At 62.1% G+C, this 16,676-nt stretch carries 18 protein-coding genes; 2 read left to right on the top strand and 16 right to left on the bottom strand.

Features of this window, described 5'->3' with window-relative positions; all coding sequences use genetic code 11:
- Window positions 1-30: 30 nt before the first annotated feature.
- The 5 genes from NKH80_RS01085 to NKH80_RS01065 all read right to left on the bottom strand — a co-directional run bounded on the left by NKH80_RS01085 (window position 31) and on the right by NKH80_RS01065 (window position 3,650).
- A complete protein-coding gene (locus NKH80_RS01085) occupies window positions 31-1,053 on the bottom strand; it encodes an endonuclease/exonuclease/phosphatase family protein (RefSeq protein WP_352507502.1) in 1,023 nt (340 codons plus the stop codon).
- 80 nt (window positions 1,054-1,133) lie between these two features.
- Window positions 1,134-2,636 (bottom strand): AMP nucleosidase, encoded by a 1,503-nt coding sequence (locus NKH80_RS01080; protein WP_352480302.1) that lies wholly within the window; start codon window positions 2,634-2,636, stop codon window positions 1,134-1,136.
- An 85-nt stretch (window positions 2,637-2,721) separates the two neighbouring features.
- Window positions 2,722-2,916 carry a hypothetical protein gene (locus tag NKH80_RS01075; protein WP_352507504.1) on the bottom strand — a complete coding sequence of 65 codons (195 nt, stop codon included), beginning with the start codon at window positions 2,914-2,916 and terminating at the stop codon, window positions 2,722-2,724.
- A gap of 30 nt (window positions 2,917-2,946) precedes the next feature.
- Window positions 2,947-3,099 (bottom strand): hypothetical protein, encoded by a 153-nt coding sequence (locus tag NKH80_RS01070; RefSeq protein WP_023718367.1) that lies wholly within the window; start codon window positions 3,097-3,099, stop codon window positions 2,947-2,949.
- A gap of 206 nt (window positions 3,100-3,305) precedes the next feature.
- A complete protein-coding gene (locus tag NKH80_RS01065; protein ID WP_352647268.1) occupies window positions 3,306-3,650 on the bottom strand; it encodes a DUF2147 domain-containing protein in 345 nt (114 codons plus the stop codon).
- A 458-nt stretch (window positions 3,651-4,108) separates the two neighbouring features.
- On the opposite strand from NKH80_RS01065, the gene NKH80_RS01060 reads away from it, so the two are divergent.
- Both NKH80_RS01060 and NKH80_RS01055 read left to right on the top strand, forming a co-directional pair.
- Complete coding sequence (locus NKH80_RS01060; protein ID WP_115145099.1) at window positions 4,109-4,375, top strand: SEL1-like repeat protein; 267 nt, start codon at window positions 4,109-4,111, stop codon at window positions 4,373-4,375.
- Window positions 4,376-4,749: 374 nt separating this feature from the next.
- Complete coding sequence (locus NKH80_RS01055) at window positions 4,750-5,871, top strand: branched-chain amino acid ABC transporter substrate-binding protein (RefSeq protein ID WP_352507506.1); 1,122 nt, start codon at window positions 4,750-4,752, stop codon at window positions 5,869-5,871.
- A gap of 82 nt (window positions 5,872-5,953) precedes the next feature.
- On the opposite strand, the gene NKH80_RS01050 is transcribed toward NKH80_RS01055, so the two are convergent.
- The 11 genes from NKH80_RS01050 to NKH80_RS01000 all read right to left on the bottom strand — a co-directional run bounded on the left by NKH80_RS01050 (window position 5,954) and on the right by NKH80_RS01000 (window position 16,328).
- The gene (locus tag NKH80_RS01050) at window positions 5,954-7,939 is read right to left on the bottom strand and encodes an acetyl/propionyl/methylcrotonyl-CoA carboxylase subunit alpha (protein ID WP_352989094.1); all 1,986 of its coding nucleotides are present in this window, start codon (window positions 7,937-7,939) and stop codon (window positions 5,954-5,956) included.
- A gap of 49 nt (window positions 7,940-7,988) precedes the next feature.
- Window positions 7,989-8,399: a hypothetical protein gene (locus NKH80_RS01045; RefSeq protein WP_352989091.1), complete on the bottom strand. Its 411-nt coding sequence runs from the start codon at window positions 8,397-8,399 to the stop codon at window positions 7,989-7,991.
- Window positions 8,400-8,469: 70 nt separating this feature from the next.
- Complete coding sequence (locus tag NKH80_RS01040; protein WP_352480309.1) at window positions 8,470-9,000, bottom strand: O-acetyl-ADP-ribose deacetylase; 531 nt, start codon at window positions 8,998-9,000, stop codon at window positions 8,470-8,472.
- Window position 9,001: 1 nt separating this feature from the next.
- Complete coding sequence (locus NKH80_RS01035) at window positions 9,002-10,609, bottom strand: carboxyl transferase domain-containing protein (protein WP_352989088.1); 1,608 nt, start codon at window positions 10,607-10,609, stop codon at window positions 9,002-9,004.
- A 4-nt stretch (window positions 10,610-10,613) separates the two neighbouring features.
- The gene (locus NKH80_RS01030; RefSeq protein ID WP_352989084.1) at window positions 10,614-10,997 is read right to left on the bottom strand and encodes a type II toxin-antitoxin system VapC family toxin; all 384 of its coding nucleotides are present in this window, start codon (window positions 10,995-10,997) and stop codon (window positions 10,614-10,616) included.
- A complete protein-coding gene (locus NKH80_RS01025; RefSeq protein WP_352690005.1) occupies window positions 10,994-11,386 on the bottom strand; it encodes an AbrB/MazE/SpoVT family DNA-binding domain-containing protein in 393 nt (130 codons plus the stop codon). The genes NKH80_RS01030 and NKH80_RS01025 overlap by 4 nt, the downstream gene beginning before the upstream one ends.
- Window positions 11,387-11,468: 82 nt before the next feature.
- Window positions 11,469-12,632 (bottom strand): isovaleryl-CoA dehydrogenase, encoded by a 1,164-nt coding sequence (locus NKH80_RS01020; RefSeq protein ID WP_352989081.1) that lies wholly within the window; start codon window positions 12,630-12,632, stop codon window positions 11,469-11,471.
- A gap of 48 nt (window positions 12,633-12,680) precedes the next feature.
- Window positions 12,681-13,343, bottom strand: a complete 663-nt coding sequence (locus NKH80_RS01015) for a TetR/AcrR family transcriptional regulator (protein WP_352690003.1) — start codon at window positions 13,341-13,343, stop codon at window positions 12,681-12,683.
- 146 nt (window positions 13,344-13,489) lie between these two features.
- Complete coding sequence (locus tag NKH80_RS01010) at window positions 13,490-13,768, bottom strand: acylphosphatase (protein ID WP_352690002.1); 279 nt, start codon at window positions 13,766-13,768, stop codon at window positions 13,490-13,492.
- A gap of 90 nt (window positions 13,769-13,858) precedes the next feature.
- Window positions 13,859-14,965 (bottom strand): pyridoxal phosphate-dependent aminotransferase, encoded by a 1,107-nt coding sequence (locus tag NKH80_RS01005; protein WP_352738175.1) that lies wholly within the window; start codon window positions 14,963-14,965, stop codon window positions 13,859-13,861.
- Between the two features lie 154 nt (window positions 14,966-15,119).
- Window positions 15,120-16,328 carry a porin gene (locus tag NKH80_RS01000; RefSeq protein ID WP_352507518.1) on the bottom strand — a complete coding sequence of 403 codons (1,209 nt, stop codon included), beginning with the start codon at window positions 16,326-16,328 and terminating at the stop codon, window positions 15,120-15,122.
- Between the last annotated feature and the right edge of the window lie 348 nt (window positions 16,329-16,676).

Raw genomic sequence — 16,676 nt, 5'->3', positions numbered from 1 at the left:
TAAGCCAGGTCGAGACTGGACTGCGGATTTTCAGCTTCGCGTCCCGCCAGGCAGCGCTGCAAGCGCGGTCGCCGTCTGGTGCTCGTCGAGCGACCGTAGCGAAAACTCCACCAGCACCGGCAGATGGTCTGAGCCGGTGTCCTCAAGGGTCGACGCCGAACGGATAAGGATGGCGCCCTTGCTGAAAACCTGGTCGATCGGCAGTCCGGCGAAGCGCAGGAAATCCGGCAGCTTTCTGTAGAGCCAGGTCGGCCCGACCGACGGCATTACAGTCAGCTTGCCAAGCGATGCGACGCGCCGGACAGCGGCGCTCCATGGCGCTGCGTTGCAGTCGCCCGCCAGTATCGACGTCTCGCCAAGCGAGGCGATTTCGTCAGACAACCCCCCAATCTGCCGTGATTGGTTGTGCGGCCATGGCCAGGTGAGGTGGATGGCGCCGACATCGACGTCGGTTCCGCCAAAATCGACCGTGGCGATCGCCATCGCGCCGCGGCTGTCGCAGTGCGGCGCCGTGCCTGTGGCAAACGGTCGTCTGGACAGCAACGCAACGCCGAACACGCCATTGGGATACGGGCAGAGGATCCGGTAGGGATAAGCGCCGGACAGCAGCCCAAGCTTTGCTTTCCACATCTCGGACACCTCGTCGAGGGTGATCACATCGGGCTGGGTCCGGCCGATCAGCGACAGCACTTTCTCAGGCGTTGGATTGTTGAACCTGAGGTTCATCTGCAGCAGGCGGTAGACCGGCTCGTCACCAGGTTTGGCTTCGTAGGCGGCCTGCACCTGCCATAGCCGCGAAAGCGGCAAGGCATTCGACGTGGTGGCAAAGGAGGCTACCGCAAACAGCAAGGCGGCCGCGGCCTGCAGGCGAAACGAGGTGGCGAGCAGGGGCAGCGCGCAAAGCGCCATCAGCACCGAAAAATGGACGCGGAAATGAGCAAAGGAATCGAGGGCCGGATGCAGCGATCCGAAAAACCCGGCCACCAGCGCGGCCGAGAGCGCAAGCATTGCGACGAATGCCAGCGCAACCGTCATATCCCGAATACGTGCCATCGCTTTGTCTATCGGCAGAAGTGCGGCTCAATCAAGATGACGAAATGTCCTGACCCGGACCGAAACATGCGATTCGGCATTTACTGGAAGGCCGTTTCCGAAAAGCTCCTGAGCTTACGCGAATGCAGTCGCTCCATCGGCATTTCAGCCAGCTTCTCCATCGCCCTGATGCCGATGGTCAGGTGCTGCGCCACTTGCCGCTTGTAGAACTCGGTCGCCATGCCGGGCAGCTTCAATTCGCCATGCAGCGGCTTGTCGGATACGCAAAGCAGCGTGCCATAGGGAACCCGGAAGCGGAAGCCGTTGGCGGCGATCGTGGCCGATTCCATATCGAGCGCGATCGCCCGCGACTGCGACAGCCGCTGCACCGGCCCGCGCTGGTCGCGCAGCTCCCAGTTGCGGTTGTCGATGGTGGCGACGGTGCCGGTGCGCATGATGCGCTTGAGGTCGTAGCCGGAAAGCCCGGTGACCTCGGCGACCGCTTCCTGCAGCGCCACTTGGATTTCAGCCAGCGGCGGGATCGGCACCCAGACCGGAAGATCGTCGTCGAGGACATGGTCTTCCCGAACGTAGGCGTGTGCCAGCACATAATCGCCCAGCGCCTGCGTGTTGCGCAGGCCGGCGCAATGGCCGAGCATCACCCAGGCATGCGGCCGGAGCACCGCAATATGGTCGGTGATGGTCTTGGCGTTGGAAGGTCCAACGCCGATATTGACCATGGTGATGCCGCCATGATTCGGCTTCTTCAGATGATAGGCCGGCATCTGCGGCAGGCGAGGGGGCGCAGCACCCTCACCAGGCGCGCTGTCGCCCACTTTGGTCACGATATTGCCCGGCTCGACGAACTCTACATATCCGTCACCGCCATTGGCCATCAATTCGCGTGCACGGGCGACGAATTCGTCGATGTAGAACTGGTAGTTGGTGAACAGCACGAAGTTCTGGAAATGCTGGGGACTGGTCGCCGTATAGTGCGACATCCGATGCAGCGAATAGTCGATCCGTTGTGCCGTGAACGGCGCCAGCGGCCGCGCCTCGCCCAATCCCACTTCAAAGGTACCGTTGGCGATCTGGTCGTCGGTGCCGTCGAGATCCGGCACGTCGAACAGGTCACGGATCGGCCGTTTGATGCGTTCCGCGGCGGCACCGTCGACATGCGTGCCTTCGAGAAAGGCGAAATGCAGGGGGATGGGAGTGGTCGATTCTGAAACCGTGACCGGAACGCCGTGGTTGCGCATGATGAGCCGAAGCTGTTCGGTGAGGTAGCTTTCGAAAAGAGCAGGTTGGGTGATGGTGGTTGAGAAATGCCCCGGCGTCGGCATGTGACCATAGGCCTGCCTCGAGTCGATTTGGGTGAACGAACTCGTGGTGACGCCGATTTCCGGATAGAAGGCCCGGTAGCGTTTGTTGTTGTCGCCGCCCGCGGCGAGCGCGGCAAATGAATCGCGCAGGAACTTGGTGTTGCGGTCGTAAAGCACCTGCAGGGCCGCGACCGCCTTCTTGGCATCGTTGAAGCTCTGTCGGCCGAACGGCTCCGGCGTGACAACCGATTCAATGGCTTGAGGATAGATTCGCTTTTCCATGACCCAATATAGAGAGTTGGGCGCGCAGTTGGGAGGGGGTAAGGCGGTCTCAAAACGCCCTGTCGGCGGTTTTCTTTCCGGCGGCCTAGCCTCGCCGCAAGCTGACCAGCAGCACAAAGCCGACGCCGGCCTTTCTCAGCGCAGGCGCCTCGATGGTCGAACCGGCATCGGCGCGCATCGTCGGCACGGCCAGGACCGGGGCCGCCAGAAGCGTCAGGATGAGTGCCGTCCGCGGCAGAAGCCGAAGGATCTTGACGACATTGGCGGTGAGGCGGGTCATGGCGTGGGTTTCAATATCTCGCTGTCGGGTTCAGTGGCGAAGCTGGTTCGGGCAACCGAGCCGGCAGGAAATGGCCACGTCCCAGGCGCGGGCCGGCCGGCCGGCTTCGGCGACAAGGACGGCGAACAACATGCCGAACAGGCTCATCAGCAGGCAGACGATGGTGAAGCGGCGGGCAAGCATCGCGCGGTGTCTCCTTCAACACGCATGACAATGCCTTGCCCAGGCTGAACCGGCTCTGATGGCGGCGTTCATCTGGGGTTCAAAATGGTTGATGATCTCTGGGCGGGCCGCCTTGAAAGCAGTGACCTATGGCGAGCCGCGGCTGCGAGACCGATATATGAAAACGGGGCCGACTGGCCCCGCGCACCCCGGCAGGAATGGCACGATCAGAGCTTGTGCCAGGTCTGGCTCTTGCAGATCAGCCCGCCGAACACGCAGCCGCTCATCTTGAGCGAACTGCCGGAAAGCGAAGCCTTGCCCGAATAGGTCTTGTCGGTTTCGGGGTCGGTTATGGTGCCGGCATATTTGTTGTCGCCGGCCACCTTCAGTGAACCGATGTTCTTGCCGGCAAATTTGCCGGATTTGAGCGTAATCGAAAATGCCCCGCCGCCACCCGAAATGGCGGCAGTCGCTCCGGCTTGCGTTTTCCAATTGCCTTCGATCGGATCGGCCCATGCCGCGCCGGTCATCATTATTGCGGCCGCGAGGGCCAGGCTCACGTGTCGAAACATGTCTTTCCTCCCTCAGGCAAGTCCAATCGGGCTCCGTCCCGGCCGTCTGCCCTTACGCAAACGTAAGCTAGTCCAGCTCCCGGAAAAACAAAAGCGGTGCCGCGACGGAAGGGTTGCGGGCTTTTGCCCGCTCCCGAACGGCCGCGCCGGCGAAAAATGAAACGGGCCGCACACGTCTTTGTCTTCTGTGGTTAGCGGAGTCTTGATCCGCGCCTCGCAAGTTTTCTTCAAATTTTGTGCAAACTGGCGCAGTTGCTGGCTTTGTATCCTTAACGAATTTTCGCGTTTACCTCTTGTTTTAGCTTTGTTTTCCTCAAATTAAGCACGCCATTTAACGACGGATTCAAGCCTCCGCGGCATTCTCGAAAGCATCGAAAGAGCGGCCGCCCCCGAAGGTAATCAAGGACACCGAGGGACAGACGGAGACAGCTCTCGGGAGCCAGAACAGGGGATTTGAAATGGCACGTTTTGAAATGCTTGAAGCCGGCTTCGGCGCCATGGGGGCAACTGCCCAGGCCGATATTCTTTTCGAGTTGGGCATGATGTATGCGACCGGCCGCGATTGCGAGACCGATGTCGTCGCCGCCCACAAATGGTTCAACATCGCCGCGATCAAGGGTTCGGCCCGCGCCGCGGAACTGCGTTCTGAATTGTCGGCCGCCATGTCGAAAGTCGAGATCGCCAGGGCGCTGCGCGAAGCCCGCGAATGGATGACGATGCACTGAATTCGCCGGCACTGAGTTCACTGACAGGGACGCTTCGGGTCAAGGTCGCGCAGACGGCTGGCCCGAAAAAAAGAGGCCGCGCAAGATGGCCGACCAAGTCAAAACCAAGAACACGGCAGGCTGATCAGGCCGAGCCGTGCAACAGACAGGGAAAGCCAGCGGGTTCCGGCGCTGATGCGCCGGCAAGCTCAACGGCAAAAGCCGCGACCGGCCGGGCCAGGGCTGGCGCGGCTTTGTCTTTGGGACCGCATGTTACAGGCCCAATCGAGCGCCGACGATGCGTCTAGACAGCTCCGGCGAAGGATGAAATTCTCCCGCCACTCTGGAAGAGGCGCGGCCGGGCGGCTGCGCGAGAGTGGAGGAGTTATGTCACCATGAAGAAATTCAGTATTTTGAGCGCAGCCATATTTGGCCTGATGATGACCGCGCCGGTCGCCTTGGCCGACGACATCACCTTTTCGGTGGTCGGACCGATGACCGGGCAGCTTGCCACCATCGGCGATCAGTTCAAGCAAGGCGCGCAAGCCGCCGCCGACGCGATCAACGCGGCTGGCGGCGTCGACGGTCGCCAGATCAAGCTCGACATCGAGGATGATCAGTGCGATCCGAAGCAGGCGGTTTCGGTCGCCAACCGCATCATCGCCAATGGTGTCAAGTTCATCGATGGTCACGCCTGCTCGGGCTCTAGCATCCCGGCCTCCGCCGTCTACGCCGAAGCCGGTGCGCTGATGATGAGTCCGGCTTCCTCGAACCCCGTGTTGACCGACGCAGCGGCGAAGGCGGGCTGGCCGACGATCATGCGCCTCTATACGCGCGACGATGCGCAGGGCGCTTTCATCGGTCCCTGGATCGCCAAGAAATATGCCGGCAAGAAAGTCGTCATCCTGCACGACAAGAGCGCCTATGGGCAGGGCGTGGCCGATGCCGTCAAGGCAACGATGAACCAGAACGGTCTCAATGAAATCCTCTACGAGGGCATCAACGCCGGCGAGAAGGACTATTCTGCGCTCGTTACCAAGCTCAAGGAGCTGAAGGCTGACGTCGTCTATTTCGGCGGCTATCACCCCGAAGCCGGCCTCATCCTGCGCCAGTCGGCGGAGCAGAACCTCAAGTTCCAGTTGATCATGCCGGACTCGATCGCTTCGCCAGAATTCTGGCAGGTTGCCGGTCCGGCCGGCGAAGGCACCATGTTCGTCTTCCCATCGGATCCGCAGTCGAAGCCCGAAGCCAAGGAAGCCATCGCCAAGATCAAGGCCGGCGGCTTCGTGCCGGAGGGCTTCACGCTGTTTTCCTATGCCGTGATCCAGGCATTCGCCGAGGGCATCAAGCGCGCCGGCAGCGACGACCCGGCCAAGGTCGCCGAGGCGTTGAAGAACGGCCAGCCGATCAGCACGGTTGTCGGGCCGGTCACCTTCGACGAGAAGGGCGACCTCAAGAACGCCAGCTACGACATCAACCAGTGGCATGACGGCAAATACGCGCCGATCCAGCCCTGATAGAACTATGTTGTAATTGAAAATGGCCGGCTCAAACCCGGCCATTTTCATCTCTGCGGTGCCTTTTGTGACGCGCTCGGGGTCACTTCGTGGATAAGGAAACTGCGGTCAGCTGTGGTTCCTCGGCAAAGCGAACCAGCACGGTTCCGTCGGTGACCTGCGCGCCTTCGGCGGCGATCTCGGCGATAAGCCCGTCATGGGGCGCGGCAATGGTGTGCTCCATCTTCATCGCCTCCAGGATCAGCAGCGGCTGGCCCTTGATCACGGCCTCGCCTTTTGCCGCACGCACCAATTTGACCAGGCCCGGCATCGGCGCGCGCAGGCTGCCGGAAGCGGCGGCTTCGTCGGATCGCGCCAGCGGGTCCGGCACGGCAAAATCGTAGCCGATAGCGCCCTCGAAGACGGTGACGTGGCCCGGCCAGCGGGCGAGGCGAGCGGCGGTACGGAGATCATGCGAATTGACGCTGTCATAGGGCGCCTCCAGCGCCACCTGGAACCGTCCGTCCGGCCGCACCGACACGCGTGCGCCGATCTCCTGCTCGCCAAACTTCAGCAGGGTGCGCCGCGCTGCAGGATGGAAATGCGCATAGCCGGCCAGCGACAACCAGGGATCGTCCGAGGACCGCAAGTCGCGCGCACCGGACGCGGCAAGTGCCGCGGCGGCAATCGTCTCACCGCTCGGCGGCGCAACCGCTGTCAACGCCTGCTGATGCCTGGAGATCAGGCCGGTATCGACATCGCCCGCCGCAAAAGCTGCATCAGCGGCCAGCGCGGCAAGAAAGCCAGTGTTGACGGTCGAGCCGGCGATTTCGGTCTGCGACAGCGCCTCGCCAAGTGCCGTGAGCGCCGCCCGTCTGTCCTTGCCATGGACGATCAGCTTGGCGATCATCGGGTCGTAAAACGGCGAAATCGCATCGCCGGCGCGCACGCCGGTTTCGATGCGCATGGTCGCACCTTCCGGTGCTGGCTGCGGAAATTTCAAATGGTGCAAGGTGCCGGTCGCCGGTAAAAACCCTCTTGCCGCGTGCTCGGCATAGATGCGCGCCTCGAAGGCGTGGCCGGAGAGCGCGATCTCGCTCTGCGTCTTCGGCAGTTTTTCGCCGGAGGCTACCCGCAACTGCCACTCGACCAGGTCGATGCCGGTGACCATTTCGGTGACGGGGTGCTCGACCTGAAGGCGGGTGTTCATTTCCATGAACCAGAAACGGTCGGCCTTCAGACCTTGCGAGGCATCGACGATGAACTCGATGGTACCGGCGCCGGAATAGTGGATTGCCTTGGCGGCTTTCACCGCCGCCTCGGTCATCGCCTTGCGCAGTGCCGGCGTCATGCCCGGGGCAGGCGCCTCCTCGATCACCTTCTGGTGGCGGCGCTGTGCCGAGCAGTCACGTTCGTAGAGGTGCACGACATTGCCGAAACTGTCGCCGAATATCTGCACTTCGATGTGGCGCGGCTTGTCGACATATTTTTCCACCAAGACGCGGTCGTCACCGAACGCGGCTTTCGCCTCGCGCCGCGCGCCCGACAGTGCTTCCGAAAAATCATCGGGATGCTCGACGCGCCGCATGCCTTTGCCGCCGCCGCCGGCGCGCGCCTTGATCAATACGGGGTAGCCTATCTCGCGCGCCTTAGAGGCGAGCAACACGATCTCCTGCGCTTCGCCATGGTAGCCCGGAACGACAGGCACGCCGGACTTTTCCATCAGCCGCTTGGCCGCGTCCTTCAGTCCCATGGCACGGATCGAGGCCGCCGACGGCCCAATGAAGATCAGCCTGGCCGCGACCACCTGGTCGACGAAATCGGGGTTTTCCGAAAGAAAGCCGTAGCCCGGATGGATGGCCTCGGCACCTGTGGCCAAGGCCGCCGCAATGATCCTGTCGCCGCGCAGATAGCTTTCGCTGGCGGGAGAGGCGCCGATATGCACCGCTTCGTCGGCCATTTCGACATGCAAGGCGTGAGCGTCGGCATCGGAATAGACGGCGACGCTGCGCACACCCATCCTGCGTGCCGAGCGGATCACCCGGCAGGCGATCTCGCCACGGTTGGCGATCAGGATCTTGGCGAACATCGGGCCTCCCGGATTTGGCGCGGGCAATCCCGGATCGGCGTTTGCCCGTCTACTTCGAAGCCGCGATCTGACAGTTGCCGCTGGCCGCCACCTTGTAGTACGCCCGTGCGCTCTGGCAGGATTTCATCGCCATGGCCTCTGCCGCCTTTTGCGACGAGGCGTTGTAGTGGGCGCCACACAGGACGTAACCGTCCCTGACCCGCACGAAAGACGTCGTGGCGTATGCCGAATGGCCGCTTGCAGCGACATAGGCCTTGTAGGCCTTGGTGCACTCGTCCTTGGCGCTGCCAGGCAGAAGTGGTGAAAAGCGCTTGTCGCCTTCGCTTCCGGCCAGCGATCCCGCCGCGCCAGCGCCTGGTGCAGCTAATATAAGTAACCCCGAAAGTATTGCCGCAGTAGTTTTCTGGAAAAGTTGCTGTTTCACCTTCGCCCAAGCCCCATTGATGTTGAAAAACAGCAATAGCCGCAATTTTTCTGTATGGCCAGTTGGATGACTGAAAATGGGTCTGCAGATTTCTCATGGCTGTGGATCACGCTTTGCCGAGTGCGGCAACGACCCGTTGATACAATTCGGCCGTCGGCTCGTCGAAGCAGCAGAAAATGACGGTTTCCGGAACGATGTTCTGGCCGATGAAGGCGCTCACGGTCCCGACAGCAATTTGCGTCGCCTGATCCTTTGGGTAGCGGTAGGCGCCGGTCGATATCGCTGGAAACGCCACCGTCCGGCAGTCCTTTGCGGCGGCGATTTCGAGCGACCGGCGATAGCAGGAGGCGAGCAGTTCGGCTTCTCCTTTGCTGCCACCTTGCCAGACCGGCCCGACCGTATGAATGACGTAGCGCGCGGGCAGTCTGTAGCCCTTGGTGATTTTTGCGTCTCCGACCTTGCAGCCATGCAAGGTCCGGCATTCTGCCACAAGCTCGGGGCCGGCCGCGCGGTGGATAGCGCCGTCGACGCCGCCGCCTCCGAGAAGAGAGGTGTTGGCGGCGTTGACGATGGCATCGACCGCCAGCTTCGTGATGTCGCCGGTTTGAATACGAATCCTCTGGCCGATTTCGCTCATCTCACATCCTGAACACGCCGAACCTTGTCTCTTCGATCTCGGCGTTGAGCGCGGCCGAAAGGCTGAGCGCCAGCACCTCGCGGGTCTTGGCCGGGTCGATGATGCCGTCGTCCCAGAGCCTTGCCGACGAATAGAGCGGGTGGCCTTCATGCTCGTATTTCATCAGGATCGGCTTCTTGAATTTCGCCTCCTCCTCGGCGCTCCATTCCCCGCCCTTGCGCTCGATGCCTTCGCGCTTGACCACGGCCAGCACCGTTGCAGCCTGCTCGCCGCCCATCACCGAAATGCGGGCATTCGGCCACATCCACAGGAAGCGTGGCGAATAGGCCCGTCCGCACATACCGTAATTGCCGGCGCCGAACGAGCCGCCGATGATCACGGTCATCTTCGGCACCTTGGCCGTTGCGACCGCCATGACCAGCTTGGCGCCGTCCTTGGCGATGCCGCCGGCCTCGTATTTCCGCCCGACCATGAAGCCGGTGATGTTCTGCAGGAAAATCAGCGGGATCTTGCGCTGGCAGCACAGCTCGATGAAATGCGCGCCCTTTAGCGCGCTTTCCGAAAACAGCACGCCATTGTTGGCGATGATGCCGACCGGCATGCCGCTGAGATGGGCAAAACCGGTGACCAGCGTGGTGCCATAATTCTGCTTGAACTCATCGAATTCGGAGCCGTCGACGGTGCGGGCGATTACCTCGCGTACGTCATAGGGCTGGCGCAGATCCGTCGGCACGATTCCGTAGAGTTCATGTGGATCGTGAAGCGGCGGAATCGATTTCTGTAAGGCAAGGCTTACAGTCTTGTTCCGATTCAGGTTTTTGACGATACGCCGGCATATGGCCAGCGCATGCTCGTCGTCGAGCGCATAGTGGTCGGCAACGCCGGAAAGCCTTGTGTGCACGTCGGCGCCACCGAGGTCCTCGGCGGTGACGTCCTCGCCGGTGGCCGCCTTCACCAGCGGCGGGCCGCCGAGAAAGATGGTTGCCTGGTTGCGCACCATGATTGTCTCGTCCGACATCGCAGGCACATAGGCGCCGCCGGCAGTGCACGACCCCATGACGCAGGCGATCTGCGGAATGCCGGCGGCCGACATGTTGGCCTGGTTATAGAAGATGCGGCCGAAATGATCGCGGTCGGGAAACACCTCGTCCTGATTGGGCAGATTGGCGCCGCCGCTGTCGACCAGATAGACGCAAGGCAGATTGTTCTGCAGCGCGATTTCCTGTGCACGCAGATGCTTCTTCACTGTCAGCGGATAATAGGTGCCGCCCTTCACCGTGGCGTCGTTGACGACGACCATCACTTCGGTGCCTTCGACGCGCCCGATGCCGGCGATGAGACCGGCCGACGGGATGTCCTCGCCATACATCGACCATGCCGCGAACTGGCCGATTTCGAGGAAGGGCGAGCCGGTATCAAGCAATTGGGCGAGGCGTTGCCGCGGCAGGAGCTTGCCGCGGGAGACGTGCCGCTCGCGCGCATCTTCCGAGCCGCCGCGTTCGACCGTGGCCGCTTTCTCAGCAATATCGGCGACCAGCGCCCGCATGCGCTCGGCATTGGCGCGGAAAATATCGGAGGCGGGCGAGATCTGCGAGTTGAGGGGGGCCATGGCGCTACCGGATCAGCTCGATCTTGCAGCCGACATCGAGGTCGCTCCAATCGCGATCAGCGGTGACGGCAATGGCGTTCTCGCGAATAGCCAGCGCGAGGCAGGCCCGATCGCCCAACGACAGGCCGCGATGCCGCGTCAGTTGGCGAAGCTGCCCGGCGGCGATGCCCATCGCTTCGTCGAAAACGGCGATCGGCATGCCGAGACTGGCGAGGTCGTCCGCGGCCTGTTCCATGCTGCGTCCCTTGTCGATCAGCTTGGCAATGATTTCGGCCGCATTGACCGAACTGCATTGTGCATCCGGCGCGAACCCCAAAGCACTATCGGTGCCTTGCTCGTTGAGCAGGATTGCGAGTGCCGCCGAACTGTCCATGATGTAGGGCTTCATTTCGCCCGCTTTCCTGTCGTCCCTTCGGCGTGAAGCCGGTCGAGACGCTTGTCGCTTCGACGCTGCTCTTCCCGCCGCTCTTTCAGAAATTCGTCGACGACGCTTTCACCGGGCTGTTTCAGCGCCGACAATTCGGCCTGGACGCGCCGCAGATTCTGCAGCCACGATCTTACCCGCAGCTCGCCGTTTTCGACATGCAGGATCATCTCCTCGCCAGGCTTCACGCCCATCTCCTCGCGCATCGCAGCAGGGATGACGAAGCGCCCGCCCTCGCCAAGTTTAACACGCTCGCGTTTCGCCGGAACCCTAAGTGGCGTTTTGCGAGCGCTGGCATCGAACTGTGCTTGCGGATCTTCGTCAAATCCGGACTTTCCCGTTCTGTCCGCCATGGTTCGTCTCGCTAGGATTGTGGCACATAGTCCGAAATATGCCACATCGCATGGCTTCTGGCAAAAGTTCAAAAGGATGCCATTAGGCGCTCTCCGCCATGATTTCCCGCCCGATCAGCCAACGACGGATTTCGCTGGTGCCGGCGCCGATCTCGTAGAGCTTGGCGTCGCGCAGCAGCCGGCCGGTCGGGTAGTCGTTGATGTAGCCATTGCCGCCCAAAAGCTGGATGGCCTCGAGCGCCATCAGCGTCGCCTTTTCGGCGGCGAAGAGAATACAGGCGGCAGCATCCTTGCGGGCCGTCTCACCGCGATCGCAAGCGGCGGCCACGGCATAGACGTAGGCGCGCGCCGCGTTCATCGTCGCATACATGTCGGCGAGCTTGCCTTGCACCAGCTGGAATTCGCCGATCGGCTGGCCGAACTGCTTGCGCTCGTGCACGTAAGGTATCGCCACGTCGAGGCACGCCGCCATCAGCCCGATCGGCCCGCCGGCCAGCACGGCACGTTCGTAGTCGAGGCCCGACATCAACACCTCGACGCCGCGCCCTTCCTCATGCAGCACATTGTCGAACGGGACTTCGACATTCTCGAACACCAGCTCGCCGGTGTTCGAGCCGCGCATGCCAAGCTTGTCGAGCTTTTGCGCAACCGAAAAACCGGCAAAGGCCTTTTCGACGATGAAAGCGGTGATGCCGCGCGAATGGAGTTCCGGATCGGTCTTGGCATACACGACCAGCGTCTCGGCATCCGGTCCGTTGGTGATCCACATCTTGGTGCCGTTGAGCACATAGCGGTCGTTGCGCCTTTCCGCGCGCAGGCGCAGCGACACGACGTCGGACCCGGCGCCGGATTCCGACATTGCCAGCGCGCCGACCTTTTCGCCACTGCACAGCGAAGGCAGATATTTTTCCTTCTGCGCCTGCGTCGCCCAGCGATTGATCTGGTTGACGCAGAGGTTGGAATGGGCGCCGTAGGAGAGGCCGACCGAGGCGGAGGCGCGCGAAATCTCCTCCATCGCCACGACGTGGGCGAGGTAGCCCATGCCGCTGCCGCCGAAATCGGGATCGGCGGTGATGCCGAGCAGGCCAAGCCCGCCGAGCTCCACCCACAGAGGCGCCGGGAATTCGTTCGACCGGTCGATCTCGGCGGCTATCGGCGCGATTTTCTCTTGGGCGAAGCGCCGCACCAGGTCGCGCAGCGCCTCGACATCTTCGTCAAGCCCGAAGTTGAGCGTATGCGTGTACATGCCGTTCCTCCCGGCGCACGACCCCGAAAATCGGGATCATGCGCGAAATCAAAGTGCTAGAGCGTCCTTTGCGCGCTCGAATGAACGCACGGCGCCGGAGCTCGTTGTCGCGCCATCGTTCTTTGCTCCAACAAGGCGCATTGTCATTGCTAGATATGTAGCGGTGACTTCGGCGATCGACAGCCGTTCGCCCGGCCGGAACCAGACGATGACGCCGGTCATCATCTGGATCAGCGCCATGGCGGTGAGCCCTGTGTCTTCGATGCTGAATAAGCCCGCTTCGACGCCGTCGCGCAGGATGGTGCGCAGCTCCTTCTCGTAGGCCGTGCGCATGCGCAGGATCTGCGTGAGTTTTTCGTGCGACAGGCTGCGCAGCTCCATGTTCGAGACATGGGTGGAATGGCGGCGTTCGATATGGAAAGCGATGTGGTTTTCGACATAGGCGGCAAGCCGCGTTGCCGGATCGGCGCCGACAGGGCGTGTTGCGCGCCACGCCTCGATCAAGCCTTCCATATGCTCGCGCATCAGCGTGAACAGAAGGTCCTGCTTGGTCGGGAAGTAGCGGTAAAGCGCCGCTGCCTGGACGCCGACTTCGGCCGCCAGCTGGCGCATCGACATCGCTTCGTAGCCGAGACGCGCAATCAGGCTGACCGCCGCCTCGCGGACCGCAGCTTCGGTCTTTTCTCCGTGAGAACCGGTCGTACGCGCCATGACAAACCGCCTTTTACGACGTAATAAAACAAACGTTCAATTAATTCAAGGACCGAAGCATTCGGGCAGGGCAATGACTTCAGGTTTGCTCTCTCTGCACCCTGGAGATTTTGTCCGATGGAAGCAATGAGCAGGATCATGCCTTGCTAGGCAATAATCCTGAAACCCGCGGACGTGTTGCGTGCCTCGATGTCCTCGACATCGACCTTCGAAACTGCTGCCCCTGCCGGCCCTTGCCAAAGTCGCTCAATCATCGTCGAGACCGCCGCCCCGGTTCCTGCAATCAAGGCTGTCACCGAGCCGTCAACTTCGTTGCGCACCCACCCGGCGAGGCCAAGCGCCGACGCCTCGCGCCGCGCCCAGACCCGGTAGCTGACGCCTTGCACCTTGCCATATATGCGTACTTGTACAGTGCGGTCGGTCATCGCGCTCTCCATCCTCTGAGTCGAGTCTGGCGCATCGCCGTGCAAATTCAACCACGCTGCCGCCAGTCAGCCACATAGGGCGAAGGCTCTTCAGTTCCCCCGTGCTGCCGCCAGTGCGCCGGGCAATTCCTCGGCAAAAATGTCGAGCTCGTGGTCGAGGCCGACGCTGACCCGGATGCAGCGATCGAGCACCGGCACCATCGGCTTGCGGATGAAGACGTCGCGCGACAACAGCGCCCGCAGCACCTTCAGCGCGAAGGCGCCGTCGCGGCCGCAATCGATGGTGACGAAATTGGTCGCCGAAGCCAGCGGCTTCAGCCCGTTCGCCTCGGCTGTTCCGGCAATGCGTCGGCGGCCGGAGGCGACCCGCGCCACCACGCTTTCCAGCCAGGCTTGATCGGCAAGCGCCTCGACGCCGGCGATCTGCGCCATGCGGCTGACGCCGTAGTGGTTGCGGATCTTCTCGAAGTCGCGAATCACCTGGGCCTCGGCCACCGCGTAGCCGCAGCGTATGCCGGCCAGCCCATAGGCCTTGGAGAAGGTGCGCATGCGGACGACGTTCGGCCGCGCCACATCGATTGGCGGCAGCGCTGAGGCTGGCCCTAATTCGCCATAGGCCTCGTCGAGCACCAGCATTGTGGTTTCCGGCAAGGCCTCGATGAAGCGGCCGAGTTCGGCGGCTTCCCACCAGCTGCCCATCGGATTGTCCGGGTTGGACAGGTAGACCAGTGGCGCCTTCTCCCTGGCGACCGCAGCCAGCAGGCCGTCGAGGTTTTCCCGATCGTTCTCGTAGGGCACTGCGACCAATCGGCCGCCGACGCCGGCAACATGAAAGTTGAAGGTCGGATAGGCGCCGAGCGAGGTCACCACCGCGTCGCCGGGCGCCACATACATGCGCGCAACCAGGCTGAGCAGCCCGTCTATGCCTTCGCCGACGACGACGTTTTCGGCGCCGACGCCGAGATGCCTGGCTACGGCTACCTTCAAATCGTGATTATCGGGGTCGCAATACATCCACATGTCGCCGGCAATCCCGGCCATGCGGGTAACGACGCGCGGCGAAGGGCCAAAGCTGCTCTCATTGGCCCCGATGCGGGCGCGAAAGGCGCGGCCGCGGTCGCGCTCCTGCGTCTCCGGGCCGACAAACGGCACCGTGGAGGGAAGCGCTGCGATGAGCGGTGTAAGGGGAGGGCGCATGGCAAAGGCTCGTTAAAAAAGGGGCCTTCTTGCTAGCCTGCCGGCTTGGCCTGCGCAAGTTCCGCGGCAGCCTTGAAATGTGGCAGCCGGCGAATGGCTCAAAGAAAAACCCGGCGGTTGCCCGCCGGGTTCAATATTGGTCAGGTCGAACTTATTAGAACGAGCGCTGGAAGCGGAGGAGGCCGCCAATGCTGTCCTTCTTGTCCGCACTGGTCCAGTTGACGTTGGTGAAGCTGGCCGGATCGTTAAACCGCCCGTAGTGGTCCCAATCGACTTCGGCGGTGATCGTCAGGCCAGGAACGATGTCGTAGGCGATGTTCGCCGCGACGGCATAGTTCTTGTCGTCGTCAGCGGAAGCCTGCACGTTGAACGAGGTCTTCTCGTTGAACTTGTAGGTGCCGCCACCCCAAACCGCCCAGTTGCCGCCCCACTGCTTGTAGAAACCACGGCCATTGGCTGGGACAAAGTTGCCCGGGTCATTGAGGTTATCGTCAGTGCCGTAGCCCGCCATGATGAACAGCGACAGCGCGTCGGTTGCATTCACGTCCAAACGAACCTTGCCGGCCACTTCTTCGTAGTTGCTGTCGTAGGCGATGACGCCGGTGATCGCGCCCCAGCCCTGCGTCCACTTCAGGCCGCCGACGACATGCGGAACGTAGCTGTCGATGGTCCCAACGCGGCCCGCGCCCTGCTCGAGCGAAGCCACGGCCGAGAAGCCGTTGCCGAAATCGAAGTAGTACTGGACGACGTTGGTGTCGAAATCACCGTAAGGAACCAGCGTATCCTGGATGACGCTGCCGGCGTAGCCGATGAACGTGTTGAAGGCCGATTCGTCCTTACCGACGCGCAGGCCACCGAGCTGGATCCAGGCGAAGTTCAGCGAAACGCCCTTGTTTTCGGCGTCATTTCTGACGATGGTCGTGACCGGCAGCAGCGGACCCTCGGGGCCGTCCGGATCGGTGGTTGTGGTGCTAACGTGACGGTTGCGGTTGCCGAAATTGAACCGGGTCTCGGTGTAGGTCTTCAAGGTGCCGAGTTCGGTTTCCTGAGCGGTCCAGGTCTTCAGGTTGAAGCGGGCGTTCTTGTAGTAGGTGTCCTGGATATCGCCATCTTCGTGATCGAAATTCTCAGCACCGTCGAACGAACCGACGTCGCCGATGCCGATGTCGTAGCGGACATAGCCGCCGATGCGCAGGCAGGTTTCGGTGCCGGGGATGTAGAAGTAGCCAGCGCCGTAGACGTCGCAGATCTTGACGTATTCAGCGGGTTCCGGCTCGGCGACGACGACGGCGTCGGCGGCGCGCGCACCGGATACTGCGATCAGCGCCGCAGCGGAGCCGAGAAGCAGGCTCTTGATGTTCATTTTCTGACCTCCAGTCAAAAGTTAAAAAACGGGTCTGGGTATTCTTTGCTGAAGGACAGCGTTCCCTGCCCCATCCCCACTACCGAAAAAGATGCGCACCGCGCCGCTCCTTCAAACCCGACATTACCCATGAGGCGGCGTCGTTCAACCACGATCGTACCGGCAAAAGGTTTGTGGTGGCGCTATCGCCGAGCGTTGTTGCACAAATGACACGATTTGGCCTCACTCCGAAAGCTCCCATTAACTATCGGGCCCCGGCAACCCCGCATTCCAGCCAATTCCGGCAATGGCCCGCTCAAACTGTGACCATGCGCCGACTCAACAGCCAGGGAATTGCCGCGGAATCGC

Source organism: Mesorhizobium sp. M0904 (genome assembly GCF_040319475.1).
Taxonomy (GTDB): domain Bacteria; phylum Pseudomonadota; class Alphaproteobacteria; order Rhizobiales; family Rhizobiaceae; genus Mesorhizobium.
Note: the sequence above shows the minus strand (reverse complement) of the source record. Positions and strands in the feature narration are given on the sequence as shown.

Bases quoted from the DNA above. Each gene is read 5' to 3' on its own strand.
- NKH80_RS01085 (WP_352507502.1), bottom strand. From the start codon at position 1,053: ATGGCACGTATTCGGGATATGACGGTTGCGCTGGCATTCGTCGCAATG.
- NKH80_RS01080 (WP_352480302.1), bottom strand. From the start codon at position 2,636: ATGGAAAAGCGAATCTATCCTCAAGCCATTGAATCGGTTGTCACGCCG.
- NKH80_RS01075 (WP_352507504.1), bottom strand. From the start codon at position 2,916: ATGACCCGCCTCACCGCCAATGTCGTCAAGATCCTTCGGCTTCTGCCG.
- NKH80_RS01070 (WP_023718367.1), bottom strand. From the start codon at position 3,099: ATGCTTGCCCGCCGCTTCACCATCGTCTGCCTGCTGATGAGCCTGTTC.
- NKH80_RS01065 (WP_352647268.1), bottom strand. From the start codon at position 3,650: ATGTTTCGACACGTGAGCCTGGCCCTCGCGGCCGCAATAATGATGACC.
- NKH80_RS01060 (WP_115145099.1), top strand. From the start codon at position 4,109: ATGGCACGTTTTGAAATGCTTGAAGCCGGCTTCGGCGCCATGGGGGCA.
- NKH80_RS01055 (WP_352507506.1), top strand. From the start codon at position 4,750: ATGAAGAAATTCAGTATTTTGAGCGCAGCCATATTTGGCCTGATGATG.
- NKH80_RS01050 (WP_352989094.1), bottom strand. From the start codon at position 7,939: ATGTTCGCCAAGATCCTGATCGCCAACCGTGGCGAGATCGCCTGCCGG.
- NKH80_RS01040 (WP_352480309.1), bottom strand. From the start codon at position 9,000: ATGAGCGAAATCGGCCAGAGGATTCGTATTCAAACCGGCGACATCACG.
- NKH80_RS01035 (WP_352989088.1), bottom strand. From the start codon at position 10,609: ATGGCCCCCCTCAACTCGCAGATCTCGCCCGCCTCCGATATTTTCCGC.
- NKH80_RS01030 (WP_352989084.1), bottom strand. From the start codon at position 10,997: ATGAAGCCCTACATCATGGACAGTTCGGCGGCACTCGCAATCCTGCTC.
- NKH80_RS01025 (WP_352690005.1), bottom strand. From the start codon at position 11,386: ATGGCGGACAGAACGGGAAAGTCCGGATTTGACGAAGATCCGCAAGCA.
- NKH80_RS01020 (WP_352989081.1), bottom strand. From the start codon at position 12,632: ATGTACACGCATACGCTCAACTTCGGGCTTGACGAAGATGTCGAGGCG.
- NKH80_RS01015 (WP_352690003.1), bottom strand. From the start codon at position 13,343: ATGGCGCGTACGACCGGTTCTCACGGAGAAAAGACCGAAGCTGCGGTC.
- NKH80_RS01010 (WP_352690002.1), bottom strand. From the start codon at position 13,768: ATGACCGACCGCACTGTACAAGTACGCATATATGGCAAGGTGCAAGGC.
- NKH80_RS01005 (WP_352738175.1), bottom strand. From the start codon at position 14,965: ATGCGCCCTCCCCTTACACCGCTCATCGCAGCGCTTCCCTCCACGGTG.
- NKH80_RS01000 (WP_352507518.1), bottom strand. From the start codon at position 16,328: ATGAACATCAAGAGCCTGCTTCTCGGCTCCGCTGCGGCGCTGATCGCA.